Raw genomic sequence first — 21,344 nt, 5'->3', positions numbered from 1 at the left:
ACATGCAGGAATGACGAGACTTTCGGACAGCACGCGCGACAAACTCATGCGGGTCAGCGTCGCCACCATCAGCACGGCGCTCTTCAAGCGGGGCCTGCGCAACCAGACCATCCAGGATGTGCAGCCGGTCGCCCGTAAAGGCCACAACATGGTCGGGCCGGCCTATACGCTGCGCTACATTCCGGCGCGCGAAGACCTGAACAAGCTCGAGGTTTTCCGCAATCCCGAACACCCGCAGCGCGCCTGTGTCGAAAGCTGCCCGCAGGGCGCCGTGCTGGTGATGGACAGCCGCAAGAATCCACGCGCCGCCTCCGCCGGCTCAATCCTCGTCACGCGGCTGATGGTGCGCGGCGTGGCAGGTGTCGTCACCGATGGCGGATTCCGCGACAGTCCCGAAATAGCCGGGCTGTCGATCCCTGCCTATCACAACCGACCCTCGGCGCCAACGAACCTGACGCTGCACCAGGCGCTCGACATCAATGTGCCGATTGTTGCGGCGACGTGGCGGTCTGGCCGGGCGATATCATGGTCGGCGACGATGAAGCGGTGATCGTCATTCCGGCGGAACTGGCCGACGAGATTGCCGAGGAGGCTGTAGAAATGACCGCCTATGAGGATTTCGTCACCGAGCGCGTGCTGGCTGGCCAGTCGATCATCGGTCTCTATCCGGCAACGCAGCCGCGCAATCTCGAGGAATTCGCCGCCTGGCGCGGCAAACACGGCCGGTGACTCGCAGCATCCGTCATTTTCTAGTTTGGCGCGCTGGCTGCGGTTTCACCCGGCGGCATAATCCGGAACAAAAAGGTTGAAACCTTCTCCCCCGGTTTGAAAGGTCCGGGGACCTGATTAGTTACTGGTTTCAAGCTTTGAAGGTACGCTGCAATTGATGTCACGTCCTCGTCGGTGAGCTGCGCGAATGCATGCCATGGCATGATTGGCGCGAGGATGCGACCGTCCGGCCGCTGCCCGGACTGAAGGGCAGTCACAATCTGTTCCCTGGTCCAGCTCCCGATGCCGGTCTCCTTGTCAGGCGTAATGTTGCGGCCGACAAAAACGCCCTCGCCCGGGATCTCAAAGCCAACATCCGATCCACCGAGAAATCGCGCAGTGTCCGGCTTTCCGAAGAAATATCCCGGTGTGTGGCAGTCGTTGCACCCGCCGACCGTGACGAGATATTCGCCGCGCGCAATCTGCGGATCATCGGCCGCTGCTGCCATGCTCAACGGTAGCTCCAACGCACAAGCGGCTACAAATGCGAGCCGAACGCTCAATCGAAACATTTTACCCTCCGTGTTTACAGCCGCTCGCAGCCGAAAAGGAGTGAATATCACGATGAAGTTGTTCGATATATTAGCCACTTCGAATTAATAGAATGGTACGGGGCGCAGGCCGCCGGGCCAGCAGTGAAAAAGGGCTGCGACGTGATCAGGCCCTCCATGTATTTTCGCGAGCACGGGGCGGCGCGGCAGCTGCTATTCAATCCGCGACAGCCGGATTGTTGTCGCTTCGCTCGGGGGCGGTCGGCCACCAGCGGCACCTTGCCCGATTTCGAAGCGATGGAGCCGTTGTCGAACGCATGGCAGGACGCGCAGGCGGCATGATGCCGCCTGCGGGGGAACACGTCCCGCGGTCTTGTTCCGGGGGAGGGAACTCGACCGAAGAGGTTGCCATCAAGATTCACCGAGCCTCGCCCGCAGCGGGCGTGGGACTATCCGGCTGATCGCTCGGCGGAAGGCGATCATCGCCGACCTCCCCCTCGCCGCGATTGCTCGGGCTGGAAGGTGATTGCCGCGTGATCGTTTGAAGCTTGCGGTGCGCTCTCGGTGGTTTCCGGTTCGGCTCGACGGAAAAGACGCTTGAGCGCCTCGTCCAGGTCATCCACGAAGGTGAAGATGACGGGGATGACGACGAGGCTGAGCAGCGTCGACATCATCACGCCTCCGATTACCACGATCGCCATCGGCTGCCGGAAGCTCGAATCGCCGCCGGTCAGACTGAGGGCGACCGGAAGCATGCCGCAAGCCATGGCGATGGTGGTCATGACGATCGGCCGGGCGCGCTTATGGCAAGCGTCGACGAGGGCATCGAACCTGGACATGCCCTGGCGGCGCGACATGATCGCGTATTCGATGAGGAGGATGGAGTTCTTCGTCACCACGCCCATCAGCATGAGCAGCCCGATGACGGCGGCCAGCGAGAAGCTGGTCCCGGTCACCACCAGCGGCACAAGCGCGCCGCCGAGCGAGAGCGGCAGGGCCATCAGCAGGGTGAGCGGCTGCAGGAAATCGTGGAAGAGCAGGACGAGGACTGCATAGATGCAGAACACACCGATCGCCATGGCCAGCGCGAAGCTCTGGAACAGTTCCGAGCTGCGCTGAAGTTCTCCCTGCTCGACAAGCGTGACGCCGGAGGGCAGATGCTGGAGCGCCGGCAGCGCCTGTGCCTCGCGATTGACGTCGCCGAGGATGCGGCCGTTGAGTTCGACCGATACGGTGACATTGCGCATCCGGTCGATGCGGTCAATTTCGGAGGGGCTGCCGCCGATGCGGATATCCGCGATCGATCCGAGATCGACATTCCCGTTCGTGCCCGCCACCCGCATGTTCTTGATATCGCCAAGGCTTGTGCGCGACTCCGGGTTGAAGCGGACGACGATCGGAACCTGGCGCTGCGGCAGGTTGAGCTTTGGCAGACTGGCGGAATATTCGCCATTCGTCGCCACGCGCGCCGCCTCGGCGATGGCGCTCGACGTCACCCCGAGCGCAGCCGCGCGCGCAAAATCGGGCGTGATCTGGATCTCGGGCGCCTGCCTTGCCGCGGTCGATGTCACCGCTCCGATGCCGTTCAGCGTGCGGAGCTGCTCCTCGAGTGCCGTGCTTGCGCTGTCGAGGGCGCTGGCGTCGTCACTGCCAAGGGTGATCTCCAGCTTGGTCCCGTTGGCGCCATTGCCGACGGCGATCCGCACGCCGGGAAGGACCGACAGCGCCTGCCGGATGTCGTTTTCGATTTCCGACTGCTTTCGGTCACGCTCGCCGATCGGCGACAGCATGGCGACGATCGTGGCGGATCCGACGCTGCTGGTGGTGGAGGCGTTGACGGCGCCGCCGGAGGATGCGGAACCGACCGAGGAAAAGACATGCGTGACATCCGTGAGCTTGCCGATGAGATCGGCGGCCTTCCTGGTCGCGGCATCCGTTTGTTCGATCGTGGCGCCCGGCTGCATGGTCAGGGTGATCTGGGTGCGCGCGTCGTCCGAAGCCGGCAGGAAGCCGGATTTCAGCAGCGGAATGGTGGAGAGAGAAAGCGCGACGACAATGGCGGTTACGGCCACGGTGGTCTTCCGGCGGTTCATGGCAGCTTTCACGATTGCCAGATAGGCGCGCATGATGCGGCCATCCTTTTCCTGCGTTGGAGGGGCGGCCTTCATGAAATAGGCTGCCATCATCGGCGTCAGCAGGCGGGCGACCACGAGCGAGGCAAGGACGGCGACGGCGGCCGTGACCCCGAACTGGCGGAACAGAAGTCCCGGAATACCGCTCATGAAGGCCGTCGGCAGGAAGACCGCGACCAGCGTGAAGGTGGTTGCGATGACGGCAAGCCCGATCTCGTTGGCGGCTTCGAGGGCGGCATCGATCGGCCGCTTGCCCATCTGCAGGTGGCGGGCGATGTTCTCGATCTCGACGATGGCGTCGTCGACGAGAATACCGACCACCAGCGACAGCGCCAGCAGCGTAATGACATTTAGGCTGAAGTCGGCAAAATACATGACCAGGAAGGTGGGGATCACGGACAAGGGCAGCGCCACGGCCGATAGGATCGTCGCGCGCCAGTCGCGAAGGAAAAGCCAGACGACGATGATCGCCAGGATCGCCCCTTCGTAGAGCATATGCATCGAACCATCGTAGTTGTCGATGATCGGCCCGATTGTGCTGTAGGCTTCATCGATCTCCACGTTGGAATGCTTGGCGGCAAACTGTTTCATCGCCTTGTCGACATCGTCGGCGACGCCGCTGTCTGAAAAACCGTTCGAGCGCTTGATCTCGACGGCGATTACCGGCTTGCCGTCGAGATAGGCCATCGAGGACCGCTCCGCGAAACTGTCGCTGACGGATGCGACGTCGTCGAGACGAACCTGCTGGCCGTTGGCCAGGGGAATTCTAAGCCCCTTCAAATCATCGACCGAGGCTACGGCCCCGAGCGTGCGCAGGGTCTGCCGGGTACCGCCGATTTCGCCAAGGCCGCCTGAGGTATCGGCCTGCACGGCCTTCAGCTGCGACGACACGGTCGCCGCGGTGACCCCGAGCGACGCCATTGTCGCGGGATCGAGATCCACGTGAACTTCGCGGTCGATCCCGCCGATGCGGTTGACCTGCCCGACCCCGGGCACCGACAGCAGCGCCTTGGTCAGATCATTGTCGATAAACCAGGAAAGCTCGGTTTCGTTGAGCGCAGTCGAGCGGACGGCATAGGTGACCAGCGCGGAGCTTTGCACCGTAACCTTGGTGACGACAGGCGTCTCCATTTGCGCCGGAAGATCGCCCTTGACGCTATCGACGGCGTTGCGAACTTCGTTCAGCGCCGCTTCGCTGTCTTTCTCCAGCTTGAAGGAAACCTTGATCGAGACGGTGCCGTCGGTGATGGTCGTGGTGATATGGTCGAGATAGCTCAAGGCCGCGAGACTATCTTCGATGGTGCGGGCGACCTCGGTTTCGAGCTGTGTCGGCGCCGCGCCGTCGAGCGTCGCCGTGACGCTGATCGTCGGAAGATCCATATCGGGGAAGTTCTGAACCGCCAGTTTCTTGAAGGCGAGCAGCCCGCCTGCGGTCAGCATCACAAACAGCAATATCGCCGGCACGGGGTTTCGGATCGACCATGACGAAAAGTTCATCAGTTTTTCTCCGCGATCTTCACGAGATCATTGTCCGAGAGGAACGCGCCGCCTGAGGTCACCACCTTCGATGTGCGATCTATGCCGGAGACGATTTCCACCTCGCCATTGTTGCGACGGCCGGTTTCCACCCGGATCCTTTGCACCCGCTGATCCTCGCTTGCTGTGAAGACGTAACTGATCCCGTCCCGGAACACGATTGCGGTCTCGGGCACGGTCAGCGCCGGCGAGGTCTCGAGCTCGATGTCGCCTGTGACATAAAGGCCCGTGCGCGCATGGGCGTCGACCGGCAGCGTGACATAGACGATTGCCCGGCTGGTATCGGTGCTGACCGACGGCCCGACAAGCCTCACCTTGCCCTCGATGGCCTGGCCTTCAGGCCCGTCAATCTTGACGCTCAGGCCTTCCGAAATGCGCGGGAGATAACGGGCCGACACCTCGGCCTGCCATTCGATCCGCTGCTGGCGGACCATGCGGAACAATTCGGTGCCGGCGGAGACGACAGCACCGAGATCGGCGGAACGCGACGTGATGAGGCCGTCGTCAACGGCGGTAATGGTCGTCTGCGCAAGCTTGATCTTTTCGCTGTCGAGTGCGGCCTCTTCGGACGCAAGACTTGCCGTCGCCGTCTGCTCGTCGGCGAGATATTCGACGATCTTCTCGTCGGAGAGCGCCCCTGAAGGCTGGAGCTGCCGTGCGCGATCAGCATTGGCTTTGGCCTTCGCAAGGCTTGCCTTGGCGGTCTCGACGGCGGCCTCCTGCTTGCGAAGATCGGCCAGCACGCTTTCCTGGGAAAGCCGCACGAGCGTCTGGCCCTTGGCGACGACGGAACCGACATCGACCAGAACATCGGTGATGCGCAGGCCGCTCGTCTCGGAGGCGATCACCGCTTCCTGCCATGGCTTCAGCCACCCGCTCGCGGGAACGGTCTCGGGCCAGCCCCGCTGAGCCGGCGCCGTCAAAGAGACGGTGAGGGCGGTTGCCGCGGCCTGCTCGGCCATGGCGTTGCGGAGGGGAGCAAACAGCGCCATCGCAACGAAGGCGGAGGTGAATAGTCTGGAGGTTTTTCTCAAAGATGCATTCCTTGTGGTCAAGGCATCGGCGCCTTTTCCCGATCGGCGCCGATTCGGCGAAGGATTGCCGCTCTTGCATGGCAGCCGGGTTTCGGCGCGCGTCGATGTCATGGCAGGTATGTAACGGGGCGAACGTTAAGTGCGGTCAAGTTAGTGTTAAGTTGGGTAAAACTTGGCTGCGTGACTGTGTTTGTGCTGTATGGCTTGCCGGGACTAATGACGGACAACGCGAATGAACAAGGTTCTCCTCATCGACGACGATGCCGAGCTGACGACGCTTCTGCAGGAATATCTGGTCGAGGAAGGATATGACGTCGTAACCGACACCGACGGGCGCGCCGCCATTGCCGCGGCCGCCGGCAATACGGTCGATATCATCGTGCTCGACATCATGATGCCCCGCATGAATGGCATCGAAGTGCTGCAGCGGATCAGGAAGCTCAGCCAGGTCCCCGTGCTGATGCTGACGGCCAGAGGCGACGATGTGGACAGGATATCCGGTCTCAATCTCGGCGCCGACGACTATGTGCCGAAGCCATGTTCGCCGGGTGAACTCGCCGCGAGGCTGCGCGCCATCCTACGACGCGCGGGCCAGCCGCCCGCCGGCCTGTCGACCGATACGGTGAGGGCAGGAGAGCTCGTGATCCATTCCGGCAGCAGAAGCGCCGAATGGCGCGGCGAAGCTTTGGAGCTGACCGGCACGGAGTTCAGCCTGCTCGAAGTTCTCGCCCGCAGCGCCGGCCAGCTGGTGTCGAAGCAGGATATTTCCAAGCGCGCCTTCGGCAAGCCGCTCACCCCGTTCGATCGCCGGATCGACGTCCATATCAGCAGCGTTCGCCAGAAGCTCGGACTGAGGGAGGACGGACAATCCTGGATCCAGTCCGTTCGCGGTCAGGGCTATCAACTTCTCGTGGATTGACCATGCCCCGGCTTTTCTGGAAGTTCTTCGCGATCATCTGGCTGACGCTGACCACGACCGTCGGCGTGATCATCCTGCTCGTCAACCTTCTCCAAGGCGTTCCTTTTGCGCGGGAACTGGAACAGGAGCGACGGTCGATCGCGTTGAACCTAACCGCAAATGTGCTTGCGAGGGACGGCGAGGAAGCGGCAGCATATTTCGTGCGTTCAAGTGAAGAGACGCTGCCGCACGGTCTGACCATCTCCAAAACCGCAAAACCCGATGCCTGTTCGGATCCGAAGGCGGCTGATACGCGATCCGTTCAGAAGGAGGGGATCTGCTATCGGATATTCCTGCCAGCCCCTCCCACTTTCACCTTCGAAAATTTTGGCCCGTTCATGCCGTGGCTCACGATCCTGATCTCCAGCACGATATCCGCCTGGGCACTGGCACGATACCTCATCCGCCCCGTGGTGCATTTGCGCGATGGCTTGAGCGCGCTTGCGCATGGCCGCTTCGACTTCCGCATCGGCGAAAAGATGGCCGGCCGGAAGGACGAGGTGACAGCGCTTGCCCATGACTTCGATTCGAGCGCCGCACGGCTTCAGGAACTTCAGGACGCGCAGCAGAGGTTGTTTCACGACGTTTCTCATGAACTGCGTTCGCCTTTGTCCCGGCTGCAGGCCGCCGTCGGCGTGCTCCGGCAAAGCCCGGCCAAACTCGGCGCCATCCTGGACCGGATGGACCGGGAGGTCGAACGGCTCGATGCACTGGTGGGCGAGGTCCTGACCCTTGCTAGGCTGACGGCAGGATCCGGCCTGCCGCTGAAGACGCAGATCGTCGATGTCGTCGAGCTGCTGAACGAAATTCTCGGCGATGCCGCCTTCGAGGCCCAGGCACGGGAGGTTTCGATCACGACGAGCGTCGAGGGCGTCTTCCGGGCCGAGGTCGAAGGCGAGCTGATCTACCGGGCGCTCGAAAACGTCGTTCGCAACGCGGTCAAATACACGGCCGATCATTCGTTCATCTCGGTGTCCTGCGAGACGGCGGCCGACCGCCTCAAGATCTGCGTCACGGATCAGGGGCCGGGCGTCAAGCGAGACGAACTCGAACGGATCTTCCAGCCGTTTTCACGCGGGAAAGAGGCCGTGCCGAGAGGCGGATACGGTCTCGGTCTCGCCATCACCAGGCAGGCCATCGAACGCCATGGCGGGCGTGTGCATGCGGCGTTGCCGGAGGCGGGGGGACTGGCGATCACATTGGAGCTTCCTAGAAAGCGCTGATCCCTTCTGCCGGGTTTTACCTAACTTTACAGTTTCTTAACCGCCATTAACGCTGGCGTCGCTAAGCCTGAACCCACGATTCCCGTTCAGAGGCTCCCCCGTGAGTACGTCGCTTCACACAAGATTATCGTCCCTCCGCTACGCCGCATCCGCGTTCACACTGCTGCTCGCAGGCTGCGTCAGCGGCCCGGATCACGTTCCCCCAGAGATGCCGCTTCCCGCGAAATTCGAAGCGGGGGGTAACAAGAGCAACGGCGATGTCGTGACGGCAGAGTGGTGGACGGCCTATCGCGACAAGAAGCTCGACGGGCTGGTCGCTCACGGAATCAGCGAGAATCTCGATGTGCTGCAGGCGCTCGAGAGCATCAACTCGGCTTCTGCCAACGTGACGGTTGCCGGTGCAGGCGCTCTGCCGAGTCTGAGCGTGGACGCATCGCACACGGTATCAGGCGAAAAGGGGCGGCTGCGCACGACGGTCAGCACCACGAACACGTCAGGCGGCGAAGCCAGTCTTGCGTGGCTGCTCGACGTCTTCGGCCAGTATCGCCGCTCGAAGGAGAGCGCCATTGCCTCGCTTGGGGCCGCTTATGCGACGGCCGACAATGCGAAGCTCACCTTTCTGAAAGACCTGGTCGAGAGTTATATCGACGCCCGCTACTATCAGGAGCGGATTGCGCTCTCACAGGCGAATTTGAAGTCCCGCCAGCAGACTTACGACCTCACGCAGCTGCAGCTGAAAGCCGGTGCGGCCTCCCGCCTCGACGTTGTCCAGGCCGAGGGCTTGGTACAATCGACAAAGGCCGACATTCCCGGCCTAGAACAGAGTTTTACCGAATCGGCCCATCACATTGCCACTCTGCTCGGAATGCCGGCGGCTTCGCTGACGGACGAACTGCGCAAGAATACAGGCCAGCCGGTGTTCCGCGGCGACATTCGTGCCGGCATTCCGGCCGATCTCATTCGCAACCGTCCCGATATAAGAAAGGCCGAACGCGAGCTTGCGGCGGCTGTGGGCGATATCGGTGCAGCCGAAGCACAGCTCTACCCGTCGATCTCGCTCTCCGGCTCGATTTCGCCGACCTGGGTGAAATCCTCGGGCGCCAGCGGCGCAAGCCTGACCAGCTGGTCGTTCGGACCGACGCTCAACCTGCCGATTTTCGATGGCGGCAAGTTGCGGGCCAATGTCGACATCGAGAAATCCGATGCCAGAGCCCAATATCTGGCGTGGAAGGCGGCGGTGCTGAACGGGGTCGAAGAGGTCGAGAATGCGCTTGCAGCCGTCCGCCACAATACGCAGACGCTGGGACCGTTGCGCAGGCAGGTGCAGACCGCGCAGGAATCGCTGGCGCTTTCGACCACGAGCTACAAGGATGGCGCCTCGTCGCTGCTCGACGTTCTGGACGCGCAGCGGTCGGTCTCAGATGCTCAGGAAAGCCTCGCTGCCACCGTGCAGCAGGTCGCGAAGGATTATGTGGACCTCTATGTCGCCATCGGCGCCGGTTACTTCGAGCCGGAGCAGGCCGCCTCCAGGCAAACGGCAAAGTCGGGTTGATTATCTGGAAGGTTGGCCTATCGTCCGGCGTTTTCCAGAATGCGCAGCGCAAGTTTGAGATGCGGCAGGTCAAGCATGCGTCCGTCAAGCTGGATGACGCCGGCATCCGGTCTGGCGGCAAAGGCGGCGGCGACCTTCTCGGCCCAGGTGATCTCGGAGGCGTCAGGTGTGAAGGCGTGATTGATCGCTTCGACCTGGCTTGGATGAATGGCCATCATAGCGGAAAAGCCGTCGCGCCGGGCGCGCCCGAGGTACGCCCTGAGGCCGCTGAGATCGTGAAAATCGGGATAGACGGTTTCGATTGCAGGAACGGCGGCGGCATGGGCTGCGAACAGCGTGAGCGAGCGGGCAAGCTCGTAAGGCGGCGTATAACGTCCGTCCGTCCGTCGCGCGGTCGAAGCCCCGATCGCGGCCGGCAGGTCCTCGGCGCCCCAGGTCAGGCCGCAAAGGTTCGCCGAGACGTCGCGGTAGCTACCGATCTCGAAGATCGCCGAGGGCGTTTCTGTCGCGATCGGCAGAATGGGAATGGTGGAGGCGAGAGCGCCTGCGAGCGTCAGCACTGAAGCGGCACCCTCGGCCTTCGGCAGCATGACGGCGAAAGGATGAAGGCCGTTCAGAGAGGCAAGATCGGCTTCGAATTCGGGGGAGGTCAGCGGATTGACGCGGATCAGCAGAGCGGCCTCGCCGGCATGGCGCAGGGTGAATTCGTGCACGGCTTCCCGGGCTCGCGGCTTGTTTGGGGGCGCAACCGAATCTTCCAGATCGAGAATGACAGCATCGGCGCCGGAGGCGAGCGCTTTCTCGAAGCGCTCCGGCCGGTCGCCGGGCACGAAGAGCAGCGAGCGCAGCCTCATGACGGTTTGACCTTCAGCATTGCCGTGCGCAGGCACTGGCAGACGATCTCGCCACGCTGGTTCAACGTGACATGCCGGAAAGTGACGATGCCAGCATCGGGGCGGGAGTTTGAGCGGCGCAGCTCCGTCACCTCGGTTTCAACCCGCAGCGTATCGCCGATGAAGACCGGCTTCGGCATCGTCACCTTGTCATAGCCCAGATTGGCGACGAGCGTGCCGAGCGTGGTGTCGCCGACCGAAAGGCCGACGGTCAGGGCAAAGGTGAAGGTGCCGTTGACGACGATCCGGCCGAACTCGGTGGCGGCGGCATAATCCGCGTCGAGATGCAGCGGCTGGGGATTGTGGGAAAGCGTGGTGAACAGCAGATTATCGGTCTCGGTGACCGTGCGGCGGATATCATGGGCGATGTGCTCGCCGACCGTCCATTCGTCGAAATAGCGCCCGGCCATCACGCCTCTCCCTTCATCACGGTGACAACAAGCTGGTTTTCCGATACCCGGGAGCCGGTGGAAACCTGCAATTTGCCAACGATGCCATCGAAGGGCGCGCGCAGCGCGTGTTCCATCTTCATTGCTTCGACCGTCAGCAGGCGATCCCCCTTGGCAACAGTGTCGCCTTCGGCGACATCGACCGCTATGACGAGGCCGGGCATGGGCGAAAGAATGGCGCCGTCGCCCGAACCCTGGCTTGCCTCGACTTCGCCCGCATCGGGCAGGCCGATCGTCCAGGCATTGCCGGCGTCGAAAAGCACGGTCTTCGCGTCGACCTCGACGGCATTCGCCTCAAGTCCGGGGCGCACGCGCCCCCAGTGGAGATGGCCGTCGATGCGCACCCGCACGCGGCCGTCGCCTGGCCCGGCGATGCGAAAACCGGTCAGTACCGACCAGGGATCCTCGTTCGCGGCCTTCGAAAGTGCCGTTGCCGCTTTGTCGATTGCCGTCTCCTCCGGCTCCGTCGCCACAAGGCTTTCACCGTGGCGGTCGAGGAAGCCGGTATCGATCCGGGCGGCGCGAAAATCAGGATCGGCGGCGACGCGGGCGAGAAGGCCGGCATTGGATCTGACCGGCCAGATCTCGATGCCGGCACAGGCGGCGGCGAGCTTCGACAGCGCGGCCTCGCGGCTCGGCCCATGCGCGATGATCTTGGCGATCATCGGATCGTAGAAGGAGGTGATCTCATCGCCCTGCTCGACGCCGCTGTCGACGCGGACCGCCTCCGGAAGTTTCAGATGTTCGAGCCTTCCGGTCGAGGGCAGGTAGCCGGCGGCTGGATTTTCGGCATAGAGCCGTGCCTCGAATGCCCAGCCCTTCATGGCGATCTCGTCCTGGCTCTTCGGCAGCGGCTCGCCGGTTGCGACCTTCAGCTGCCAGAGCACCAGATCCTCACCTGTTATGGCTTCAGTGACGGGATGTTCCACCTGCAAGCGCGTGTTCATCTCCATGAACCAGATACGATCCGGACGCAGGCCTTGCGAAGCATCGGCGATGAATTCGATCGTGCCGGCGCCGACATAGTTCACCGCTCTTGCGGCCTTCACTGCCGCATCGCAGATCGCCGTGCGCGCGGCGGCATCGAGCCCGGGAGCAGGGGCCTCCTCGATGACCTTCTGATGGCGGCGCTGCAGCGAGCAGTCGCGCTCGAAGAGGTGGACGCAGTTGCCATGCTGGTCAGCGAAGATCTGGACCTCGATATGACGCGGGTTGGCGATAAAGCGTTCGATGAGAACGCGATCATCGCCGAACGAAGCGGCGGCTTCGCGGCGGCAGGAGGCGAGGAGCTCGCTGAAATCCTGCGGGCGGTCAACGCGGCGCATGCCCTTGCCGCCGCCGCCGGCAACCGCCTTGATGAGGACGGGGTAGCCGATGGCATCGGCCTCGGCCGCAAGCCTTGCTTCGCTCTGGTCCGGACCGAGATAACCGGGCGTGACCGGCACGCCGGCTGCCTGCATCAATTGCTTGGCGGCGTCCTTCAGTCCCATCGCCCGGATTGCGGCCGGCGGTGCGCCGACCCAGACCATGCCGGCCTTCTCGACCGCTTCGGCAAATTCGGCATTTTCCGACAGAAAACCGTAGCCCGGATGGATCGCGGCCGCGCCGGTTTTCCGGGCGGCTTCGACAATGCGCGCCTCTGACAGATAGCTTTCGCGGGCCGGCGGCGGGCCGATGGCGATCGCCTCGTCGGCCTCCTTGACGAAGGGCAGGTCGGCATCGGCTTCGGAATAGACGGCGATCGTACGGATGCCGGCGGTCTTTGCCGTGCGGATGATGCGGCGGGCAATTTCGCCTCTGTTGGCGATGAGAAGGCTTTCCATCATTGCCGCCTCACATCCGAAACAGGCCGAAGCGCGGCCCTTTCGGGATCGGCGCATTCAGGCAGGCGGAGAAGGCAAGGCCGAGCACGTCCCGCGTCTGGCGCGGGTCGATGATGCCGTCGTCCCAAAGACGGGCCGTAGCATAATAGGGATTGCCTTCAGCCTCGTAGCCGGCGCGGATCGGCGCCTTGAAGGCCTCCTCCTCATCGACAGACCAATTCTCACCGCGCGCCTCCAGCGCGTCGCGGCGGATGGTGGCGAGCACGGAGGCCGCCTGTTCGCCGCCCATGACGCTGATGCGGCTGTTCGGCCAGGTGAAAAGGAAACGCGGGCGATAGGCGCGGCCGCACATGCCGTAATTGCCGGCGCCGAAACTGCCGCCGATGATGACGGTGACCTTCGGCACGGTTGCTGTCGCAACCGCCGTCACCAGCTTTGCTCCGTCCTTGGCGATGCCGCCGGCTTCATAGCGGCCGCCGACCATGAAACCCGAAATATTCTGCAGGAACAGCAGCGGCACGCGGCGCTGGCAGGCGAGCTCGATGAAATGCGCACCCTTCAGCGCGCTTTCGGAAAAGAGCACGCCGTTGTTGGCGATGACGGCGACCGGCATGCCCCAGATGCGGGCAAAGCCGCAGATGAGCGTGGAACCGTAGAGCGGCTTGAACTCGTGCAGTTCCGAGCCGTCGACGATCCGACCGATCACCTCGCGCACGTCATAGGGCGACCGCACGTCCTCAGGTATGAGGCCAAGTAGGTCGTCCACATCGAGTTTCGGCGACCGCGGAGGCTGGATGTCGATATCGACCGATTTGACGCTGTTGAGGCTGGCGACGATGTCTCGCACCAGAAGCAGCGCATGTTCGTCGTTCTCGGCGACATGGTCGACGACGCCGGAGCGGCGGCCATGCGTCTCGGCGCCGCCGAGCTCCTCGGCGGAGATGATCTCGCCGGTGGCGGCTTTGACCAGCGGCGGCCCGGCGAGAAAGATCGTGCCCTGATTGCGCACGATCACCGTTTCATCAGACATGGCGGGCACGTAGGCGCCGCCGGCCGTGCAGCTTCCCATGACGCAGGCGATCTGCGGAATGCCTTCGGCCGACATCTGCGCCTGATTGTAGAAGATCGCGCCGAAATGGTCGCGGTCGGGGAAGACCTCGGCCTGATGCGGAAGATTAGCGCCGCCGCTATCGACCAGATAGAGGCAGGGCAGCCGGTTCTGCAGCGCGATCTCCTGCGCCCTGAGATGTTTCTTCACCGTCATCGGGAAATAGGCCCCGCCCTTCACCGTCGCGTCATTGGCAACGATCATCACCTCGCGGCCGGATACCCGGCCGATGCCCGATATGATGCCCGCACCCGGCGCCTCGTCACCATACATGCCGTTGCCCGCCAGCGTGCCGATCTCCAGGAAAGGGCTGCCGGCATCGAGCAGGAGTTGAATGCGGTCGCGCGGCAGGAGCTTGCCCTTGCCGGTGTGGCGCTCGCGCGCCGCATGCGATCCGCCCTCGCGCGCTTTCGCCGAGCGTTCGTAGAGCTCATCGATGAGGGCCTTGTTCTTGGCGGTATTGGCTTTGAAGCTTTCGCTGTCGCGATCGATCGCAGTCGAAATCACCGTCATGATGCGATGAGCTCCCGCCCGATCAGATAGCGGCGGATCTCATTGGTGCCGGCGCCGATATCGTAGAGCTTGGCGTCGCGCAGGAAGCGCTCGACCGGCCATTCCTTGGTATAGCCGGCGCCGCCAAGCGCCTGAATCGCTTCCAGCGACACCTTCACGGCGTTCTCGCTGGCAAAAAGGATCGCGGCGGCCGCGTCGGTGCGCGTCGCGCGGCCGGCATCGCACGCGCGGGCGACGGAATAGACATAGGCGCGCGCCGAATTCAGCGCGACATACATGTCGGCGATCTTGCCCTGCATCAGCTGGAAATCGCCGATTGCCTTGCCGAACTGCTTGCGCTCGCGCACATAGGGAAGCACCACGTCGAGGCAGGCCTGCATGATGCCGAGCGGGCCGCCGGCAAGCACGGCGCGTTCGTAATCGAGGCCGGACATCAGGATTTTCACGCCTTCTCCCTCCCGGCCCATCAGCGCCTCGGCCGGCACCTCGCAATCCTCGAAGACCAGTTCGGCCGTGTCGCTGCCGCGCATGCCGAGTTTGGAAAGCTTCTTGGAGACGCTGAAACCGGGCAGGCCCTTTTCGATGATGAGCGCGGAAATGCCTTTCGGTCCGGCTGCGGGATCGGTCTTGGCATAGACGACAAGCACGTCGGCATGCGGCGCGTTGGTGATCCAGAATTTGGTGCCGTTCAGAATATAGCGGTCGCCCTTTTTCTCGGCACGCAGCCGCATGGAGACGACATCGGAACCGGAGCCCACTTCCGACATGGCAAGTGAGCCGACATGCTCGCCCGAGATCAGCTTCGGCAGATGACGGCGCTTCTGCTCCGGCGACGCCCAGCGGCGGATCTGGTTGACGCAGAGATTGGAATGGGCGCCGTAGCTCAGGCCCACCGAGGCCGAGGCACGCGAGACCTCCTCCATGGCGACGACATGTTCGATATAACCGAGACCGGCGCCGCCGAACTCTTCTTCGACGGTGATACCATGCAGGCCGATTGCGCCCATCCGAGGCCAGAGTTGACGTGGAAACGTGTTGCTTTCGTCAATCTCCGCAGCGAGCGGAGCAATATGATCGGCGGCAAATCGCGCCGTCGTTTCGCGGATCGCATCCGCGGTTTCGCCGAGCGAAAAATCAAACATGGCACTCCTCCCGCTGAGATATGTAGCGCGGGTTGCGGCAGGTTCAAAGTGTCGTTGAATGATGCCACCGAATGCACTCTCATCGCCGAACCCACAGCAGTTGGCACGCGGCGAAGGCTGTGACGATGAGCCATGAGGTTGGGTCAAGCGGTTCGACTGACCCAAGTTGAGTGCTCTGATTCCTCCCTTCGCAAAGACTCGGGGCTTTTGCCCATCCATTTCCGGAAAGCGCGAAAGAAGGCGCTGGGTTCGGAATAGCCGAGTTGCACGGCGATTTCGCCGATCGTTTTCGACGTGTTCAGCAGCAGTTCGACCGCGAGGTCCCGGCGGATCTCGTCCTTGATGGCGGCATAGCTTTGTCCCTCGTCGTGCAGGCGGTGGCGCAGCGTCGAAGGCGGCATGCGCATGTCGGCGGCAAGTGCGGCGAAGCTCGACCAGAGAGCCGGCGTTGCCTGGCTCAAGCGCCGGCGAACGGCTGCGGCGATGCCGGCGTCATAGCGATAGCGCACGAGAATATTGGCAGGTGCGCCACGCAGGAACTGTTTCAGCGCCTGTTCGGTGCGTGAAATCGGCAGGTCAAGCATGGCGCTGTCGAAGCCAAGGCGGCTGATTGATTGGGAGAAGCGAACGGGCGCGCCGAAGAAAAGCCGGTAATCGGCACCTTGTCTCGGCTCCGCGCAACGAAAATCGACGAGGCGGATCGGGATGCGCCGGCCGACCAGCCAGCAGGTGATGCCGTGCACGATGATCCAATAGGTGCGGTAGGCGAAGGCCGAGCGCGGACTGCCCGAATCCCTGAGCTCGATCTCGGCGAGTCCATCTCGAATGACGAGCCGCCCCTTGGGATCGTCGAGCACGACATCGAGGAAGCGCAGCGCCCGGCGCAGCGCCTGACCCAGCGTCGGCGCGTGCAGCACGCAGTGGCAGAGCAGCGTGAAGCTACCGCTGCGCATCGGCCGGCCGCTCATGCCGAAGAATTCGTCGTCGAGCTCGGCGGCAATCGCCAGCCAGAGCGCGCCATAGGTCTCGGCAGAAACCGGCTGATCGACGACCGGCGGCAAGCCGACCCGCGCAAGAATTAGCGCCGTCGGCTTGCCGAGCCGCCGCAGGCTGTCAAGCGCCTCCTCGACGAAGCCCGGTGCAATCATGCGTCGCTCGATCTCGGCCATCTCAACCCCGCTATGGCAAAACTGGCCGAAATAATGGAGCAGTTCTGTCATCGCTTGCAATAGGTAGAGCGAATAGAATCCTGCCTACCGGCGATACTGGAGGAGATGGGCCGGCGGCGAGGAGAAGAGATTCATGCTGATCCGTGGAGCAAGTTTCATCGTGACCGGAGGCGGTTCCGGGCTCGGTGCCGCGACCGCGCGCATGCTGGTCGAGGGTGGCGGGCGCGTGATGATTGCCGATCTCAATGTCGAGGCGGGAGAGGGGATGGCTCGGGAATTCGGCAGAGACGCCCGCTTCGTCGAGGCTGACGTGACCGATGGCGAGGCGGGAGCTGCGGTGGTCGCCGCGGCGCTCGAAGCCTTCGGCAGCCTGCGCGGGCTGGTCAATTGCGCTGGCGTGGCGCCGGCCGAAAAGGTGGTCGGCCACGACGGGCCGCACCGCCTGGAGAGTTTCGTACGCACCATCAGCATCAATCTGATCGGCACCTTCAACATGATCCGGCTTGCTGCGGCCGCGATCCAGAAGGTGGAACCGGATGGTGAAGGCGAGCGCGGCGTGATCGTCAATACGGCTTCGGTCGCCGCCTTCGACGGCCAGATCGGCCAGGCCGCCTATGCCGCCTCCAAGGGCGGAGTGGCGGCGATGACCTTGCCAATCGCCCGCGAGCTTGCCCGTCACGGCATCCGCGTCGTGTCGATCGCGCCCGGCATTTTCGAGACGCCGATGATGGCCGGCATGCCGGACGAGGTTCAGGCTGCTCTCGGCCAGAGCGTGCCTTTTCCGCCGCGGCTCGGCCGGCCACCGGAATTTGCCGGGCTGGTGCGCCATATCTTTGAAAACAACATGCTGAACGGCGAGGTCATCCGCCTCGACGGCGCATTGCGGATGGGCGCGCGCTGAGCGCGTCGCCCGAAGGAGGAAAGATGGTTTTGCAGGATCCCATCGTCATCGTCGGTGCAGCGCGCACCCCGATCGGCAGCTTTCAGGGAGAGCTGAAGGACGCGACAGCGCCGGAGCTCGGAGCAACGGCGATCCGCGCGGCACTTGAGCGCAGCGGCGTTGAGGCCAAAGCGATCGAGGAGGTCGTCTTCGGCTGCGTGTTGCCTGCCGGGCAAGGCCAGGCGCCGGCTCGTCAGGCGGCGATCCATGCCGGGCTGCCCTTTGCGACCGGCGCCAGCACCGTCAACAAGATGTGCGGCTCGGGCATGAAGGCTGTCATGATGGTCCATGACCAGATCGCCGCCGGCAGTGCTTCTGTGGCAGTTGCCGGCGGCATGGAAAGCATGACGAATGCGCCCTATCTCCTTGACAGGGCCCGTGGCGGCTACAGGCTCGGCCATGGGCGTGTCGTGGATCACATGTTCCTCGACGGGCTGGAGGATGCTTATGACAAGGGGCGCTTGATGGGCAGCTTCGCGGAGGATTGCGCCGAGGCCTATCAGTTCACGCGCGAGGCGCAGGATAATTACGCCATCGCCTCGCTGACGCGGGCGCAGAAGGCGATCGCGGAGGGTAGCTTCGAAATCGAGATCGTGCCGGTTACGATCAAGTCGGGGAAAACCGAGCAGGTTGCCCGCCGCGACGAACAGCCGGGCCGTGCCAAGTTCGATAAGATTCCGACGCTGAAGCCCGCCTTCCGAGAGGAAGGCACGGTGACGGCGGCCAATTCCAGCTCGATCTCAGACGGCGCGGCAGCGCTCGTGCTGATGCGCCGCTCCGAGGCGGAGCGCCGCGGTCTGGCCCCGCTCGCCACCATCCTCGGCCATGCCACCCATTCGCAGGCACCCAATCTCTTCGCCACCGCACCGATCGGCGCACTGCAGAAGCTCTCCGACCGGACCGGCCTGGCGCTTGCGGATGTCGACCTGTTCGAAATCAACGAGGCTTTCGCGGTCGTCGCGATGGCGGCAATGCGCGATCTCGACCTGCCGCATGAAAAGGTCAATGTGCATGGCGGTGCCTGCGCGCTCGGCCATCCGATCGGCGCGTCGGGAGGCCGGATTCTGGTGACGCTGCTGTCGGCACTGGAGCGCTACGATCTGAAGCGCGGCATGGCGGCACTTTGCATCGGTGGCGGCGAGGCGACGGCCGTCGCCATCGAGCGGCATTAGCGGGGAGGGGAGGAGCAACATGATCCTTTCCGAACTCCAGCAGCAGATCACAGATCTCGCCCGCGACTTTGCCCGCGACCGGCTGGCGCCGGGAGCGGCCAAACGCGACCGGGAGCATCTCTTCCCGCGCGAGGAGCTGAAGGAGATGGGCGAACTCGGGCTGCTCGGCATGCTGGTGCCGGAAGCCTATGGCGGCTCGGATACGGGCGTCGTCGCCTATGCCGCGGCACTCGAGGAGATTGCCGCCGGCGACGGACCCTGTTCGACGATCATGAGCGTGCACAGCTCCGTCGGCTGCGTGCCGATCCTGAAATTCGGCACCGAGGAGCAGCGGCAGCGCTTCCTGCCGAAGCTTGCGACCGGCGAATGGATCGGCGGCTTCGCGCTGACCGAGCCGCAGGCCGGTTCCGATGCCTCGAACCTGAAGACCCGGGCCCGGCGTGACGGCGACGACTATGTGATCGACGGCGCCAAGCAGTTCATCACTTCTGGAAAGAACGGCAATGTCATCATCGTCTTTGCCGTCACCGATCCCGACGCTGGCAAGAAGGGCATCACCGCCTTCATCGTGCCGACGGATACACCTGGCTATGAGGTGATCCGCGTTGAGGAAAAGCTCGGACTGCATTCCACCGATACCTGCCAGATCGCCTTCAACGCCATGCGCATTCCTGCGGATTTCAGGCTCGGTGCGGAAGGCGAAGGCTATCGCATCGCTCTCGCCAATCTCGAGGGCGGGCGGATCGGCATTGCCGCTCAAGCCGTCGGCATGGCGCGGGCGGCTTTCGAGGCGGCGCGTGACTATGCCAGGGAGCGCACGGCTTTCGGCAAGCCGATTTTTGAGCACCAGGCCGTCGCCTTCCGCCTTGCTGACATGGCGATGCGGATCGAGGCGGCGCGCCAGCTCGTCTTTCACGCCGCGTCTCTTCGGGAAGCGGAGATTCCCTGCCTGTCGGAAGCCTCGATGGCGAAGCTCTTTGCCTCGGAGATGGCTGAACGGGTCTGCTCCGATGCGATCCAGATCTACGGCGGCTACGGCTACATGGCCGATTATCCTGTCGAGCGCATCTACCGCGATGTGCGCATATGCCAGATCTATGAGGGAACGAGCGACGTGCAGCGCATGGTGATTGCCCGCAATCTGTAAGAATGCCATCTGGCCCGCTTCCGGGGAGGGGCGGGTCGGCAGAGGGAGGAAAGAAGAGACATGGTGGATTCCGCTCGTTTGAGCCTGCACGTCCCCGAACCCGCCGTTCGTCCGGGCGGCCAACCTGATTTTTCCAACGTCAAGATCGCCAAGGCCGGTTCGGTGCCGCGGCCGGAGGTCGATGTCGCCTCCGAGGATATCCGCGATCTCGCCTATTCGATCATCCGCGTCTTGAACCGTGACGGCGAAGCGGTCGGCCCCTGGGCGGGCTCGCTCTCCGATGAAGAACTGCTGACCGGGCTTCGCAACATGATGAAGCTGCGCGCCTTCGATGCCCGCATGCTGATGGCGCAGCGCCAGGGCAAGACCTCCTTCTACATGCAGCATCTCGGCGAAGAAGCCGTCAGCTGCGCCTTTCGCAAGGCGCTCAACAAGGGCGACATGAATTTCCCGACCTATCGCCAGGCGGGCCTGTTGATTGCCGACGACTACCCGATGGTCGAGATGATGAATCAGATCTATTCGAACGAGAGCGATCCGCTGCACGGTCGGCAGTTGCCGATCATGTATTCCTCCAAGGAACACGGGTTCTTCACCATCTCGGGCAATCTCGCCACCCAATATGTGCAGGCCGTCGGCTGGGCCATGGCCTCGGCGATCAAAAACGACAGCCGCATTGCCGCGGCCTGGATCGGTGACGGATCGACGGCGGAATCGGATTTTCACTCGGCGCTCGTCTTCGCCTCGACCTATAAGGCGCCTGTGATCCTCAACATCGTCAACAATCAATGGGCGATCTCCACCTTCCAGGGAATTGCCCGCGGCGGTTCCGGCACTTTTGCCGCCCGCGGCCTCGGCTTCGGCATTCCGGCGCTGCGGGTTGATGGCAACGATTATCTCGCCGTCCATGCCGTCTCCCGCTGGGCGGCCGAACGCGCCCGGCGCAATCTCGGCCCGACGCTGATCGAACATGTGACCTACCGCGTCGGCGCGCATTCGACCTCTGACGATCCGAGCGCCTATCGGCCGAAGACTGAATCGGAAGCCTGGCCGCTCGGCGATCCGGTGCTGCGGCTGAAGAAACATCTGATCGTCAAGGGTGTTTGGTCGGAGGACCGGCATGTGCAGGCGGAAGCCGAAATCATGGACGAGGTGATCGAGGCGCAGCGCCAGGCCGAGGCGCATGGCACGCTGCATGCCGGCGGCAAGCCTTCGGTGCGTGACATTTTCGAAGGGGTCTATGCCGAGATGCCGGCGCATATTCGTCGCCAGCGGCAGAAGGCAGGATACTGAC

16 protein-coding genes and 1 pseudogene are annotated in these 21,344 nt (G+C 63.4%); 8 read left to right on the top strand and 9 right to left on the bottom strand.

Going from position 1 to position 21,344, the window contains the following annotated elements; translation table 11 throughout:
• Positions 1-10 precede the first annotated feature (10 nt).
• Positions 11-729, top strand: a pseudogene (locus tag CO660_RS12835) (ribonuclease activity regulator RraA).
• Between the two features lie 20 nt (positions 730-749).
• Here CO660_RS12835 and CO660_RS12830 read toward each other — a convergent pair.
• From CO660_RS12830 to CO660_RS12815, 3 genes are all read right to left on the bottom strand, one after another.
• On the bottom strand, positions 750-1,280 hold the full coding sequence (locus CO660_RS12830) for a cytochrome c (protein WP_097599017.1): 531 nt from the start codon (positions 1,278-1,280) through the stop codon (positions 750-752).
• A 458-nt stretch (positions 1,281-1,738) separates the two neighbouring features.
• A complete protein-coding gene (locus tag CO660_RS12820; protein ID WP_097599015.1) occupies positions 1,739-4,888 on the bottom strand; it encodes an efflux RND transporter permease subunit in 3,150 nt (1,049 codons plus the stop codon).
• Positions 4,888-5,919: an efflux RND transporter periplasmic adaptor subunit gene (locus CO660_RS12815; RefSeq protein WP_245421330.1), complete on the bottom strand. Its 1,032-nt coding sequence runs from the start codon at positions 5,917-5,919 to the stop codon at positions 4,888-4,890. The genes CO660_RS12820 and CO660_RS12815 overlap by 1 nt, the downstream gene beginning before the upstream one ends.
• Positions 5,920-6,193: 274 nt before the next feature.
• On the opposite strand from CO660_RS12815, the gene CO660_RS12810 reads away from it, so the two are divergent.
• From CO660_RS12810 to CO660_RS12800, 3 genes are all read left to right on the top strand, one after another.
• The gene (locus CO660_RS12810) at positions 6,194-6,880 is read left to right on the top strand and encodes a response regulator (protein WP_097599014.1); all 687 of its coding nucleotides are present in this window, start codon (positions 6,194-6,196) and stop codon (positions 6,878-6,880) included.
• Positions 6,881-6,882: 2 nt separating this feature from the next.
• The gene (locus CO660_RS12805) at positions 6,883-8,142 is read left to right on the top strand and encodes an ATP-binding protein (RefSeq protein ID WP_097599013.1); all 1,260 of its coding nucleotides are present in this window, start codon (positions 6,883-6,885) and stop codon (positions 8,140-8,142) included.
• Positions 8,143-8,242: 100 nt separating this feature from the next.
• Positions 8,243-9,694: an efflux transporter outer membrane subunit gene (locus tag CO660_RS12800; protein WP_097599012.1), complete on the top strand. Its 1,452-nt coding sequence runs from the start codon at positions 8,243-8,245 to the stop codon at positions 9,692-9,694.
• Between the two features lie 17 nt (positions 9,695-9,711).
• On the opposite strand, the gene CO660_RS12795 is transcribed toward CO660_RS12800, so the two are convergent.
• The 6 genes from CO660_RS12795 to CO660_RS12770 form a co-directional block, all read right to left on the bottom strand.
• The gene (locus CO660_RS12795) at positions 9,712-10,548 is read right to left on the bottom strand and encodes a CoA ester lyase (protein WP_097599011.1); all 837 of its coding nucleotides are present in this window, start codon (positions 10,546-10,548) and stop codon (positions 9,712-9,714) included.
• A complete protein-coding gene (locus CO660_RS12790; protein WP_097599010.1) occupies positions 10,545-10,997 on the bottom strand; it encodes a MaoC family dehydratase in 453 nt (150 codons plus the stop codon). The genes CO660_RS12795 and CO660_RS12790 overlap by 4 nt, the downstream gene beginning before the upstream one ends.
• Positions 10,997-12,862, bottom strand: a complete 1,866-nt coding sequence (locus CO660_RS12785; protein WP_097599009.1) for an acetyl/propionyl/methylcrotonyl-CoA carboxylase subunit alpha — start codon at positions 12,860-12,862, stop codon at positions 10,997-10,999. The genes CO660_RS12790 and CO660_RS12785 overlap by 1 nt, the downstream gene beginning before the upstream one ends.
• Positions 12,863-12,869: 7 nt before the next feature.
• Positions 12,870-14,480: a carboxyl transferase domain-containing protein gene (locus CO660_RS12780; RefSeq protein ID WP_097599008.1), complete on the bottom strand. Its 1,611-nt coding sequence runs from the start codon at positions 14,478-14,480 to the stop codon at positions 12,870-12,872.
• The gene (locus CO660_RS12775; RefSeq protein ID WP_097599007.1) at positions 14,477-15,622 is read right to left on the bottom strand and encodes an isovaleryl-CoA dehydrogenase; all 1,146 of its coding nucleotides are present in this window, start codon (positions 15,620-15,622) and stop codon (positions 14,477-14,479) included. The genes CO660_RS12780 and CO660_RS12775 overlap by 4 nt, the downstream gene beginning before the upstream one ends.
• Before the next feature lie 143 nt (positions 15,623-15,765).
• A complete protein-coding gene (locus tag CO660_RS12770; RefSeq protein WP_097599006.1) occupies positions 15,766-16,842 on the bottom strand; it encodes an AraC family transcriptional regulator in 1,077 nt (358 codons plus the stop codon).
• Positions 16,843-16,924: 82 nt separating this feature from the next.
• Here CO660_RS12770 and CO660_RS12765 point away from each other — a divergent pair, with 82 nt between their 5' ends.
• Genes CO660_RS12765 through CO660_RS12750 form a run of 4 tightly spaced genes read left to right on the top strand, consistent with a single transcriptional unit; the run spans position 16,925 to position 21,343 of the window.
• A complete protein-coding gene (locus CO660_RS12765; protein WP_097599005.1) occupies positions 16,925-17,692 on the top strand; it encodes a 3-hydroxyacyl-CoA dehydrogenase in 768 nt (255 codons plus the stop codon).
• A gap of 23 nt (positions 17,693-17,715) precedes the next feature.
• Complete coding sequence (locus CO660_RS12760; RefSeq protein ID WP_097599004.1) at positions 17,716-18,903, top strand: acetyl-CoA C-acyltransferase; 1,188 nt, start codon at positions 17,716-17,718, stop codon at positions 18,901-18,903.
• Between the two features lie 19 nt (positions 18,904-18,922).
• Positions 18,923-20,050 (top strand): acyl-CoA dehydrogenase family protein, encoded by a 1,128-nt coding sequence (locus CO660_RS12755; RefSeq protein ID WP_097599003.1) that lies wholly within the window; start codon positions 18,923-18,925, stop codon positions 20,048-20,050.
• Between the two features lie 60 nt (positions 20,051-20,110).
• Positions 20,111-21,343 carry a 3-methyl-2-oxobutanoate dehydrogenase (2-methylpropanoyl-transferring) subunit alpha gene (locus CO660_RS12750; RefSeq protein WP_097599002.1) on the top strand — a complete coding sequence of 411 codons (1,233 nt, stop codon included), beginning with the start codon at positions 20,111-20,113 and terminating at the stop codon, positions 21,341-21,343.
• The last annotated feature ends 1 nt before the right edge of the window (position 21,344 follow it).

This window comes from Rhizobium sp. L9, assembly GCF_002531885.1.
Lineage (GTDB): Bacteria > Pseudomonadota > Alphaproteobacteria > Rhizobiales > Rhizobiaceae > Rhizobium.
Note: the sequence above shows the minus strand (reverse complement) of the source record. Positions and strands in the feature narration are given on the sequence as shown.